Source organism: Methylobacillus sp., assembly GCF_036844465.1.
Lineage (GTDB): Bacteria > Pseudomonadota > Gammaproteobacteria > Burkholderiales > Methylophilaceae > Methylobacillus.
This window is the reverse complement of record NZ_DAIUFW010000003.1, coordinates 396789-407676: the sequence shown is the minus strand read 5'-3', so window position 1 is coordinate 407676 and position 10888 is coordinate 396789. Positions and strand designations below refer to the sequence as shown.

General features: G+C 50.7%; 12 protein-coding genes. 9 read left to right on the top strand and 3 right to left on the bottom strand.

The genetic code is table 11. The features are described from left to right. The first annotated feature begins 392 nt into the window (after nucleotides 1–392). Complete coding sequence (locus V7Z75_RS06350) at nucleotides 393–1385, top strand: hypothetical protein (protein WP_334107776.1); 993 nt, start codon at nucleotides 393–395, stop codon at nucleotides 1383–1385. A gap of 225 nt (nucleotides 1386–1610) precedes the next feature. Here the strand turns inward: V7Z75_RS06350 and V7Z75_RS06345 are convergent, their stop codons facing one another. Beyond that, nucleotides 1611–2171 carry a cob(I)yrinic acid a,c-diamide adenosyltransferase gene (locus V7Z75_RS06345; RefSeq protein ID WP_334107775.1) on the bottom strand — a complete coding sequence of 187 codons (561 nt, stop codon included), beginning with the start codon at nucleotides 2169–2171 and terminating at the stop codon, nucleotides 1611–1613. 113 nt (nucleotides 2172–2284) lie between these two features. Between V7Z75_RS06345 and murI the strand changes: the two genes are divergently transcribed. Continuing rightward, nucleotides 2285–3124: a glutamate racemase gene (murI, locus tag V7Z75_RS06340; RefSeq protein WP_334107774.1), complete on the top strand. Its 840-nt coding sequence runs from the start codon at nucleotides 2285–2287 to the stop codon at nucleotides 3122–3124. A 45-nt stretch (nucleotides 3125–3169) separates the two neighbouring features. On the opposite strand, the gene V7Z75_RS06335 is transcribed toward murI, so the two are convergent. Both V7Z75_RS06335 and V7Z75_RS06330 read right to left on the bottom strand, forming a co-directional pair. Next, the gene (locus V7Z75_RS06335) at nucleotides 3170–3361 is read right to left on the bottom strand and encodes a zinc-finger domain-containing protein (protein WP_334107773.1); all 192 of its coding nucleotides are present in this window, start codon (nucleotides 3359–3361) and stop codon (nucleotides 3170–3172) included. A 21-nt stretch (nucleotides 3362–3382) separates the two neighbouring features. Then, nucleotides 3383–4303, bottom strand: coding sequence for a branched-chain amino acid transaminase (locus tag V7Z75_RS06330; protein ID WP_334107772.1), 921 nt, complete (start codon nucleotides 4301–4303; stop codon nucleotides 3383–3385). Between the two features lie 274 nt (nucleotides 4304–4577). Between V7Z75_RS06330 and V7Z75_RS06325 the strand changes: the two genes are divergently transcribed. The 7 genes from V7Z75_RS06325 (at nucleotide 4578) to ccoG (ending at nucleotide 10885) form a co-directional block, all read left to right on the top strand. Further along, nucleotides 4578–5216, top strand: a complete 639-nt coding sequence (locus V7Z75_RS06325) for an OmpW/AlkL family protein (RefSeq protein WP_334107771.1) — start codon at nucleotides 4578–4580, stop codon at nucleotides 5214–5216. A 93-nt stretch (nucleotides 5217–5309) separates the two neighbouring features. Beyond that, nucleotides 5310–5888 (top strand): SCO family protein, encoded by a 579-nt coding sequence (locus V7Z75_RS06320; RefSeq protein ID WP_334107770.1) that lies wholly within the window; start codon nucleotides 5310–5312, stop codon nucleotides 5886–5888. A gap of 84 nt (nucleotides 5889–5972) precedes the next feature. Next, on the top strand, nucleotides 5973–7430 hold the full coding sequence (gene ccoN / locus V7Z75_RS06315; RefSeq protein ID WP_334107769.1) for a cytochrome-c oxidase, cbb3-type subunit I: 1458 nt from the start codon (nucleotides 5973–5975) through the stop codon (nucleotides 7428–7430). A gap of 39 nt (nucleotides 7431–7469) precedes the next feature. Next, nucleotides 7470–8204, top strand: coding sequence for a cytochrome-c oxidase, cbb3-type subunit II (gene ccoO, locus V7Z75_RS06310; protein WP_334107768.1), 735 nt, complete (start codon nucleotides 7470–7472; stop codon nucleotides 8202–8204). Between the two features lie 9 nt (nucleotides 8205–8213). After that, nucleotides 8214–8384 carry a cbb3-type cytochrome c oxidase subunit 3 gene (locus V7Z75_RS06305; RefSeq protein WP_442919884.1) on the top strand — a complete coding sequence of 57 codons (171 nt, stop codon included), beginning with the start codon at nucleotides 8214–8216 and terminating at the stop codon, nucleotides 8382–8384. A gap of 14 nt (nucleotides 8385–8398) precedes the next feature. After that, entirely contained in the window at nucleotides 8399–9337 is a 939-nt protein-coding gene (gene ccoP, locus V7Z75_RS06300) for a cytochrome-c oxidase, cbb3-type subunit III (RefSeq protein WP_334107767.1), read from the top strand. Nucleotides 9338–9445: 108 nt separating this feature from the next. Next, the gene (ccoG, locus tag V7Z75_RS06295; protein ID WP_334107766.1) at nucleotides 9446–10885 is read left to right on the top strand and encodes a cytochrome c oxidase accessory protein CcoG; all 1440 of its coding nucleotides are present in this window, start codon (nucleotides 9446–9448) and stop codon (nucleotides 10883–10885) included. Nucleotides 10886–10888 lie beyond the last annotated feature (3 nt).

The window sequence follows — 10888 nt, the reverse complement described above, 5'->3', positions numbered from 1 at the left end:
CTCAACTTCCATAGTTTGAGGCTCTTGAGCTGTCTAGGAAAGTGGGGGCGATTCAAGAGGGAGCTACAACCCGAGTCTAAGCAGACCGAAGAATCAGCCAATTGTAAGTCATCCGGGGTGAGAGAGGGAGCTACAACCCGGGCGGTTATTTCGTTACTTAAATCCAAATTGTAAGTCATCCGGGGTGAGAGATGATGGCTGATACATATCCACTCTACCAACCATGTTTTGCTTTTTCTTGCTATTGCCGGAATTCATGCTGGAAATAGAATAAACCATTATTTATTTATGGTTAATGGATGATGGCTCATTAATTCATGATAAATCAATGGGTTTGGTGGTGATTTCCAATAAGCATGCAATTCTAATGATGGATCAGGAGGAGTGACAGTATGAACCAGCAACAAATGCCCAGCACCATGCGGGAGGATGTTTTTTCCGGTGCGCTCAGTACCGGGAATGAGCACTGGAATATCGGAGGCGCGTATAACGGGTTTCAGTATGTGACGGGATTGAAGGCCGCGCTGGATGATATGGGTGTCAAAGGAATTACCTTTACCGTGTACGACCAGCATTCGGGAATGAGGTGGGCCGGTGGGCGGCCGCATGCTTTCATTGGCGGCCAGACCAAGGAAAGTTTTGCGCGGATGGTGGAGGAGTACAACCGCCGCGGGATTCAGTTTAACCTGGTGTTCAGCAATCTTTTTCTGGAAGAGAAGCATCTGGGCGATGAGCGCTGCAACTGGATGCTGGAACATTGCTACCGGCCGGGAAATGGCGTGATTGTCGGCAGCCACGTGCTGGCCAAGCATATCCGCAAGCATTTCCCGGAATATCGTATCGTTCATTCCCTGACGCACTTTAATAAGGAACCTGCGTATTACTATGCGCATGAGGATCTGTACGATGTTTTTGTGCTGCCGCCTCATCTCAATTATCGTGAGAAAGTGCTGACGGAAATGCTGGACAGGCTTGGGCCAGAACGTCTTGAAGTGCTGGTGAATGAGACTTGCTTCCGGGAGTGCAATATCCGCCAGGAACATTATGACTTGATCAGCAAGGCGTGTCTGGAGGATGACTGGGATTTGATGGAGCAGCTATCCAATGGTTTCTGTCAGCGGGCCCATGCCGACCGGTTTGCACAACTGGGTGACCCGAAGAATGTGGCGCGGGTCAAAAACTTCACCTTGACCCAGGAAGAGGTGAACGGGCTCAAGGCATTTGGCATCCGCAATTTCAAGCTGTCCGCCCGCCAGGTTCCCAATCAGCAATACGCGAAATGGATGGATTATTACATCATTGACCGGATCGGCCTGTCGACAACAGTATATGTGTACGACAACTATTACAAACCGGCCATGCACTTTGCCAGACAGTCGTCCTGATTGCTCTCTGGTTTTATGAAATTGCCCTGACAGGAAAGGCGATTCTGGTTACGAACCTGTAGATTAATACCGTGCTCATTGCATAGTGAGAATTTGCAACAGAATGGCCTTGCGCTGTTGGGGTAGTCGAAAATATGAGGTTGCAGCGTATAACTGCTCCGCGTGCAGATTTCAGTCAGTTGCTGCCACTTTTACCGGTGTGGGGTGTGAAGCCGGGAAATGCCGTTAAGGTGTTGCTGATGATTTCTCATGCCGCCACAACACATCCTGCACACCGGCAACTTGGTTGAGATGGCGCGCCATGACAAATAACAGGTCGGAAAGGCGGTTCAGGTAGGCAATCCCGGTTTGTTGGATTTCATATTCACGCGCGGTGGTGATCAGGATGCGTTCCGCACGACGGCACACGGTGCGAGCGAGATGGCAAACCGAGGCTGCGCGGGTGCCGCCTGGCAGGATGAATTCGCGTAATGGGGATAGGGTGGCATTCAATTGATCCAGTAATTCTTCCAATTCATTGATTCTGGCTGCATCCAGCAATGTGTAGCCAGGAATGGAGAGTTCACCTCCTAGGTTGAATAGGTCGTGTTGTATTTCAACCAAGTGTTGCGAGATTTGTTTGGGCAGGTTTTCTGTCAACAATAAGCCAAGCAGAGCGTTGAGTTCGTCCACGCACCCCATGGCCTCTATGCGTAGACTATCTTTAGGCACCCGGCTGCCATCACCTAGCCCGGTTGTGCCATCGTCGCCTGTGCGCGTATATATTTTGCTGAGGCGGTGTCCCATGTTGCGTCCTTGTCATTGCTTGAAATGTAGTGCGGCATTTTAAACCAAGTGCAAGGCTGGTTTGCAGGCACATGCTTCGGTAAACTATTTCGATTCTCTTGGTTTGGTCTATCGTGCATAGCGCATCTAACTGTTTTGTTAATGAGTCTGCTTCTGCGGCGCCGATTGGGGTGTTTGATTCCGGCGTTGGCGGGCTATCCGTATTGCGGCATATCCGTGCCCGATTACCTGCTGAACACCTGATGTATTTTGCGGATTCCCTGCATGCGCCTTATGGTGTTAGGCCGCAGGCTGATATTGTCGAGCGTGCCCGCGTGATTAGCCGGTTCCTGTTATTGCAAGGCGCAAAAGCGATTGTGGTGGCCTGCAATACTGCAACGGCGGCGGCGATCAAGACCTTGCGGCAAGAGTTTGATGTTCCCATTATTGGTATGGAACCCGCAGTTAAGCCCGCAGCAGCGGCAACGCGCAGCGGGGTGGTAGGCGTGTTGGCGACGACAGGTACGTTGAAAAGTGCGCAGTTTGCCGCTTTGCTGGAGAATTATGGTCGGCATATCCGAGTAGTTACCCAGGCTTGTGTTGGGTTGGTGGAATGCATAGAGCGTGGTGAGTTGCAGTTTGAGTCAACGCGTGCGTTGGTGGCGGGATATGTAAAACCGTTGCTGGCATCAGGGGCGGACACTATCGTGCTGGGGTGTACTCATTATCCATTTGTGAAAACGATGATTGCTGAGCTGGCTGGTCCAGAGGTCGTACTGATTGATACGGGAGCTGCTGTTGCCAGGCACTTGCAGTATCGCTTGCAGGAGGCGGGATTACTGAATATGCAGCATTTATCAGGCAACACGAGATGTTGGACCAATAGTCCTGAAAAAGAGGCGGCACAATTGATACATCTCTTGTTTCAAGGGAGTATTACGGTAGAGCAGGTTGATGAGCACCGTTGTTGTTGAAGGGATGTAAAAATAACAAGGCCGGATTAATCCGGCCTTGTTATTTTAGTGGTGGCTGACAGTTTCGCCAGCTTTCAACCTGTACTTGGTTCCGCAATAGGGGCAAGCTACATGGCCTGTGGCAGCAATATCAAGAAAAACGCGCGGGTGCGAGCACCATAATGCTACTTCGTCAGTGGGGCAATGCAAGGGTAAATCCTTTGCCGTGACTTCAATTTCCTGGGTATCGGTTGCCATGTAATGTCCTCTAGCGCTGGGTTATAACAATGTAAGCCAGCCGATATGCTCAGGCGAACGGCCATGCACTACGTCGAAATACTTGGATTGCAGTTTTTCGGTGATTGGGCCACGGGTGCCAGCGCCAATGGCGCGGTTATCCAGCTCGCGAATCGGCGTGACTTCTGCGGCTGTGCCCGTGAAGAAGGCCTCGTCGGCAGAATAAACCTCGTCTCGAGTAATGCGCTTCTCAATGATCTGGTAACCCATTTCAGTGGCAAGCTGTACTACCGTATCACGGGTGATGCCTTCCAGCGCGCTGGTCAGGTCAGGGGTGTAAATCTTGTTGTTGCGGATGATGAAGATGTTTTCACCGGAACCTTCGGCTACAAAGCCGTCGACATCCAGCAATAGCGCTTCGTCATAGCCGTCATGAGCTGCTTCCTGGTGGGCAAGGATGGAGTTCATGTAATTACCATTTGCCTTGGCCTTGCACATGTGGATATTGACATGGTGGCGGGCAAAGGAGGATGTCTTGACGCGGATGCCGTGCTTGATCGCATCGTCGCCCATGTAAGCGCCCCATTTCCAGGCGGCGACAATCACGTGGGTGGAGAGTGTCTTGGCAGAGATGCCCATGGCTTCGGCGCCATAGAAAGCCATCGGGCGCATGTAGCCGGATTCGAGATTGTTTTCGCGAATAGCGGCTTTTTGCGCTTCCAGTAGCGTGGCTTTGTCGAACGGCATTTTCATGCCCAGGATATGGGCAGAGCGGAACAGGCGATCCGTATGCTCCTGCAAGCGGAAAATGGCCGTACCCTTGGCTGTCTTGTAAGCGCGAACGCCCTCAAACACGCCCATGCCATAGTGCAATGTATGGGTCAGTACATGCGTAGTGGCATCACGCCAAGGCACCATTTTTCCGTCATACCAAATCAGACCATCGCGGTCGGCCATCGACATCTTTGTTTCTCCGTTACCAAGTGCTGTCAAAAAAGATCAATTGTACGCGCAAGGCCTTGTATTTTGAATAGCTGGCTTTCTCAAAATGTTGTTATTCCGGAAGATCTAGCCAAACAGATTGAAATTGGCGGCTCTGAGAGAAGCACAAATTTAGTTGAGTATTTTAATAGGATATTAACCACTTTTAAGTTATGGGTAATGTGTGTAAAATCGTTAATATAGATTTTTTGATCATTATGTATAGATTTTTTTGATAATAAAGGTAAGGCAAAGAATGAAGCTGAAACAAAGTGTTGTATTGGCATGTGCATTGATGGTTCCTCTGGTAGCGATGGCTGAGGCGGGCGACTGGGTGATTCGTGCCCGTGCGGTGAATGTCAGCCCGAACGAGGATAGCCGGCTGGATAAGTACACTGGCATTCCTGGCGCTAGGCTGGATGTGGGCGATCAGGTGATCCCGGAATTGGATATTTCCTACTATGTGACTAGGAACATCGCCCTGGAATTGGTGTTGGCGCTGGGCACGCGCCATGATGTGAATGTTAAAGGAGCGGGTGCTCTGAATCAGAATCTCGGTTCTGTAAACCTGTTGCCTCCAACCCTGACCGCACAATGGCACTTCCGCCCCGACCGGACTTTCGATCCTTACGTTGGTGTTGGTGTGAACTACACCCGCTTTATGGATAACAGCCTGCATCATGACGTGCTGGGCGATATTCGTGTCGAACGCAACAGCTGGGGCCCTGCTTTGCAAGCCGGTTTTGATTTCAATCTGGGCAATGGTTGGCTGGCGAATGCTGACGTCAAATATCTGTGGATTGATACTGATGTAAAACTGAAGAATGGTCCGAAAATTGATAGCCTGGACATCAATCCATGGGTAATAGGCTTTGGTTTCGGCAAGCGCTTCTAATTCTGATTTTTACAGAATGCTTCAACAGGTCGGCTTGATGTAATCCGGAAGTGTCCGATAATGGGCACATTTCAGAAATATGTGGAGTGCGGTGTGTTGAAACGGATATTGGTTCTGCTGGTCTTGGCTTTTGCTCTGGCGTCATGCGGGCAAGATCAGCAGGAACTGCAATTGCATGGTACCGATATCACCCAATCCAAGTTGAAAGGGGAATTCTCCTTGATGGATCACGAAGGCAGGCAGAGGCAGCTGGGTGATTTCAAGGGAAAAGTAGTAGTGGTTGTATTCGGATATACGCATTGCCCGGATGTTTGTCCGACGATGCTGCTATCCATGGCGGGTGCCATGAAACTGCTGGGAGATAAAGCCCAGGATGTGCAAGTGCTGTTTGTGACAGTTGATCCCGGGCGCGACACGCAAGACGTGCTGGCACAGTATGTACCGTTTTTTGATTCTCGCTTTATCGGTTTGTATGGAACGGAAAAACAAGTGCAGCAAGTTGCCAAGAACTACCGTGTGGCGTATAAAAAACAATATGTTGAAGGTGGGGGCTATACCGTTGACCACAGTGCCGGCGTGTATGTGCTTGATCGGGAAGGGTATGTGCGGGCTTATTTGCGGCACGACGAAACTCCGGCGCAGCTGGCTGAGGATATTACCCACTTTTTTTAGGGTTTTTCTTGTTCAGGTTGTGGGATAAGGCATATAATTCCCGGGTTTGCTTTAGATTTTAATTATTAGATGAGGAGTAGGACCATGGCAACGGCAAGCATTGCGTCTGCTGGTATTGGTGCTAGCGAGCAATATAACTACGATATTGTTCGCAAATTCGCCATTATGACCTTGATCTGGGGTGTGATAGGGATGTTCGTCGGCGTATATATCGCTTCAGAACTGGCCTTTCCGTTCCTGAACTTTGATAATCCATACATCACGTTCGGTCGTCTGCGCCCTGTGCATACCAGTGGTGTGATCTTTGGTTTCGGCGGCAGTGCCCTGTTCGCTACTTCTTACTACGTTGTGCAACGCACTTCCCAGGCGCGTTTGTTTGGCGGCGAAGCGCTGGCCAACTTTACTTTCTGGGGCTGGCAGGCAGCGGTTGCCTTGGCGGCGCTGGGGTATATGTTTGGCTACACCCAGGCGCGTGAATATGCAGAAATGATCTGGCCTATCGACCTCCTGATCCTGTTTGTCTGGGTATCCTATCTCGCCATCTATGTTGGCACCCTGATGAGGCGCAAGCAGCCGCATATCTATGTGGCCAACTGGTTCTATCTTGCATTCATCTTGGCGACAGCCTTGCTGCACGTCTTCAATAACCTGCAAGTGCCGGTGAAATTATTCTCCCTGGAATCCTACAGTTTGTTCTCCGGAACACAGGATGCCATGACCCAGTGGTGGTATGGTCACAATGCTGTTGGTTTCTTCCTGACCGCGGCTTTCCTTGGCATGATGTACTACTTCGTTCCCAAGCAGGCGGGCCGTCCGGTGTATTCCTATCGCTTGTCCATCCTGCACTTCTGGGCCTTGATATTCCTCTATATGTGGGCTGGCGCGCACCATTTGCACTGGACAGCATTGCCTGACTGGACCGGAACCCTGGCTGCCACGTTCTCCATCATGCTGTTGCTGCCATCCTGGGGCGGCATGATCAACGGCATCATGACCTTGTCCGGCGCATGGGATAAGCTGCGTACTGACCCTGTGATCCGCTTCCTGATCGTGGCATTGTCCTTCTACGGCATGTCCACTTTTGAAGGTCCGATGATGTCTCTGAAGGACGTGAATGCCTTGTCCCACTATACAGATTGGACTGTGGGCCACGTGCACTCCGGCGCGTTGGGCTGGGTGGCCATGATTACCTTCGGCAGCATGTACCATATGGTGCCGCGTCTCTGGAATACCCAAATGTATAGCCAGCGTTTGATCAATGTCCATTTCTGGCTTGCAACCATCGGAGTGCTGCTCTACATCACCGCGATGTGGATCTCCGGCATCATGCAAGGTCTGATGTGGCGCGCTTTTGATGACTTCGGCAATCTACAGTACTCCTTTGTTGAGTCTGTTGCACAGATGCACCCGTTCTATGCCATGCGTGCATTGGGTGGGGTGTTCTTCCTGGTCGGTATGATCATCATGTGCTACAACATGTACAAAACTATCCGACAAGGCAATGTTGAGGCCCATGCAGGCCTCAATGTGGCAACAGCCTGATAGGCGCTTGATTGTAAAGACGAGTTACTGGAGTTATTCATGAAGCATGACAAAGTTGAGCGTAACCTAGGCATATTGCTGGTTTGCACGATGCTGGCCATCAGCATTGGGGGGATGGTTGAGATCATTCCGCTGTTTTTTATCAAGGAAACAGTGGAAAAAGTGGAAGGGGTGCGGCCTTATACTCCGCTGGAGCAACGTGGCCGTGATATTTATACCCGCGAAGGCTGTTACCTCTGCCATTCCCAAATGATCCGTCCTTTCCGTGACGAGGCCCTGAGGTATGGGCATTACTCGCTGGCGGCTGAGTCCAAGTACGATCATCCGTTCCAATGGGGTTCGAAGCGTACAGGGCCTGACTTGGCGCGTGTGGGCGGAAAATATTCCAATGACTGGCATACGCAGCACTTGATTGCACCACGTTCGCTGGTGCCTGAGTCAGTGATGCCTAACTATCCATGGCTGGCAACCACAGCACTGAAGTATGGCGATATTCAGGATCGCATGAAGGCCTTGCGTATTGTCGGGGTGCCGTATTCCAATAGCCAGGCTGAATATCAGCGTAATGTGGAAGAGTTTGGTGAAGATGTGGCCAAGCAACTGCACATTCCTGACGCCGAGAAGAATCTGGAAGCCCAGGCTCAACAGGGTAACTATGATACTGATCCAAGTAACATTACTGAGATGGATGCGCTGGTTGCCTACTTGCAGGTATTGGGCACCATGGTTGATTTCAAGAAATACGATGACGATTATTTCGTCAAATTCCGTTAAGAGGTAAAGATGATGGATTGGATGCTTTGGTTCACTCGTTTTGAAAATACCAAGCCTTTGTCATTGGTGATTTTCTTTCTCGTGTTCTGCGGCATCCTGTTCTATGTCTTCGGAAGTAAGAAACGCGGCGAGAGGTTGGAGAGCCACAAGAATATTCCGCTGCAAGATGACGAAATCTAGTTAGGAAAAGCATTATGAGTCAGGATAAGGCTACGACAACAGCACCAAAAACTACAGGCCATAATTGGGACGGTATCGAGGAATATAGCAATCCGTTGCCAACATGGTGGATATGGGGTTTCTATATCACTTTCATCTTCACCGTGGTTTACTGGCTGCTCTATCCGGCCTGGCCAATCGGTGACAAGTTCACGACAGGGATTCCGGGTCTGCATACCATCACCTATACCGCGAAGACGGCTGATGGCAAGGAGGTAGAAAAGACCACGCACTGGAACATGCGTTCCAAGTTTCTGCGTGAAATGAACGAGATGCAGGCGGCGCAGAAGCAATGGTTTGACAAGGTGGCTGCCATGTCCTTCGAAGATGTCTCCAAGGATACGGAATTGATGCAGTTCGTGAACTCTGCAGGCAAGACGCTATTCTCTGACAACTGCGCGCCATGTCACCAGGCTGGCGGCCAAGGCAAGATCGGCCTGGCCCCCAATTTGGCAGATGATCATTGGCAGTATGGGGGATCGTATGAACAGATTCATACGACGATTGAAGGTGGTCGTCATGGTGTGATGCCGCCGTTCGGAGAGATATTGGAAGAGGAACAGCTTACCCAGCTTGCGAACTATGTATTGAGCTTGTCAGGCGAGCCACATGATGCAGCCCAAGCTACTGCGGGCAAAGCGGTGTTTGCCGGTGCAGGGATATGCTTTACCTGTCATGGCCCTGATGCCAAGGGCAACATTGCCATGGGTTCAGCCAACCTTACAGACAAGATCTGGCTGTGGGCTGATGTTGCTAGCAAGACCAGCCAGGAAGATAAGGTTGCTGAAGTACGGCGAGTGATTGCTGGCGGTGTGAATCGCGGTGTAATGCCAGCCTGGGGCGAACGTCTGAAACCAGAACAAATCAAGCTCCTGACTGTCTATGTGCATGATAGCTTGGGTGGTGGTCAATAATCATCGCTGTATTGGTTGGTAGAGGTAGTGATACATTAAAGGCTCACACGATGTGGGCCTTTATTTCTAGAGACATTGTATTTTTAGAGAGTGGCGTTTGCCATCGGTATGGAAGCAACCCGTTCAGCCAGCAGCACTAAACCACCACCGTTGTTAAACCGGAAAATCCCGATCGTGACGCGCTCGGTCAAGGGAAAGTTTCGTAACTTCAAGACAGCAGTGATGGTGATTGCTTATGCCGTTTATTTCCTGCTGCCGTGGTTGCCGTGGAATCGAAGCAGCGGAGCTAGCCAAGCCGTGCTATTTGATCTGGAGTCGCGTCGCTTCTTTATTCTCAATCTGGTGGCATATCCCCAGGATATTTTCTGGCTGGCGATGGTGCTCTTTATCGCGGCCGCACTGTTATTTTTTACTACAGGTTTGATAGGCCGGGCCTGGTGCGGATATTTCTGCTTTCAGACTTTGTGGACCGATCTTTTCATCATGATCGAGCACTTGATTCAAGGTGAACGGCCCGCGCGTTTGAAGCTGATGAAACAGCCCTGGAACGCTGAAAAAGTCCTCAAGGTTGGTGGTTCTCATGCGCTGATGATCATAATCTCGTTTTGGACGGCAGTGACTTTTGCCTGCTATTTTGCTTATGCGCCGGAATTCGTGCATAACCTGTTTACGGGGCATGCCGCTGAAGCAGGGTATATCACTGTCGTGATATTGACAGTAACGACTTATATCGCTGCCGGGCTGGCGCGTGAGCAAATCTGCACGCTGGCTTGTCCTTATGCGCGGTTTCAGGGAGTGATGTATGAGGCAACCACTTTGGCTGTAGCTTATGATAGCAAGCGTGGCGAAGGGGTGGCAGGGCGTATTGCGCCAGTTAAAGGGCGGCGTACCCGTGAAGAGCGTCAGGCGGCCGGGCATGGAGATTGTATTGATTGCGGTTTTTGCGTTCAGGTTTGCCCAACAGGCATTGATATTCGCGAAGGCTTGCAGTATCAGTGCATTTCCTGTGGATTATGCATTGATGCGTGCAATAACATCATGGATTCCGTAGGTTTTCCGCGAGGCCTGATCCGTTACGATTCCGAGCAGAATATTGCGAGCCCCGTGCCGCATAAGCCACGCGTCGATTGGAAGCGCTCCAAAGTGCTGGGATATGCTGCTGCGCTGCTGGTAGCGACCATGATCTTGTTCTACAGCATTGGCACGCGCCAGGGAACTGACGCGAATGTCCAGCAGGTGCGCCAGCCATTGTTTGTCACGCTGTCTGATGGCAGTGTGCGCAATCGCTACCAGATCAACATCGTCAACAAGACAGAGCAGGAGCAGCGCTATGAGTTGCGGGTGCAGGGAATTCCTGCCAATGCACTGGATATCGGCCATCTCCAGGAAATACGCGTCCGGGCAGGCAAGAGTCTGAGTATCAATGCCAAGGTGAGCCTTGCCAGTGAAATGGCGCGAGGTACCAAGGAATTTTCGTTTGTTATTATTCCCATGGGGGAAGAAGGGGACCCGATAGTAGTAAAAGCCCCTTTCAATAGCAGTAGATAAGAT

Coding starts and splice junctions, on each gene's coding strand:
- ccoN (WP_334107769.1), top strand. CDS start 5,973: ATGGCAACGGCAAGCATTGCGTCTGCTGGTATTGGTGCTAGCGAGCAA.
- V7Z75_RS06350 (WP_334107776.1), top strand. CDS start 393: ATGAACCAGCAACAAATGCCCAGCACCATGCGGGAGGATGTTTTTTCC.
- ccoO (WP_334107768.1), top strand. CDS start 7,470: ATGAAGCATGACAAAGTTGAGCGTAACCTAGGCATATTGCTGGTTTGC.
- V7Z75_RS06330 (WP_334107772.1), bottom strand. CDS start 4,303: ATGTCGATGGCCGACCGCGATGGTCTGATTTGGTATGACGGAAAAATG.
- ccoG (WP_334107766.1), top strand. CDS start 9,446: ATGGAAGCAACCCGTTCAGCCAGCAGCACTAAACCACCACCGTTGTTA.
- V7Z75_RS06325 (WP_334107771.1), top strand. CDS start 4,578: ATGAAGCTGAAACAAAGTGTTGTATTGGCATGTGCATTGATGGTTCCT.
- ccoP (WP_334107767.1), top strand. CDS start 8,399: ATGAGTCAGGATAAGGCTACGACAACAGCACCAAAAACTACAGGCCAT.
- V7Z75_RS06345 (WP_334107775.1), bottom strand. CDS start 2,171: ATGGGACACCGCCTCAGCAAAATATATACGCGCACAGGCGACGATGGC.
- V7Z75_RS06305 (WP_442919884.1), top strand. CDS start 8,214: ATGATGGATTGGATGCTTTGGTTCACTCGTTTTGAAAATACCAAGCCT.
- V7Z75_RS06335 (WP_334107773.1), bottom strand. CDS start 3,361: ATGGCAACCGATACCCAGGAAATTGAAGTCACGGCAAAGGATTTACCC.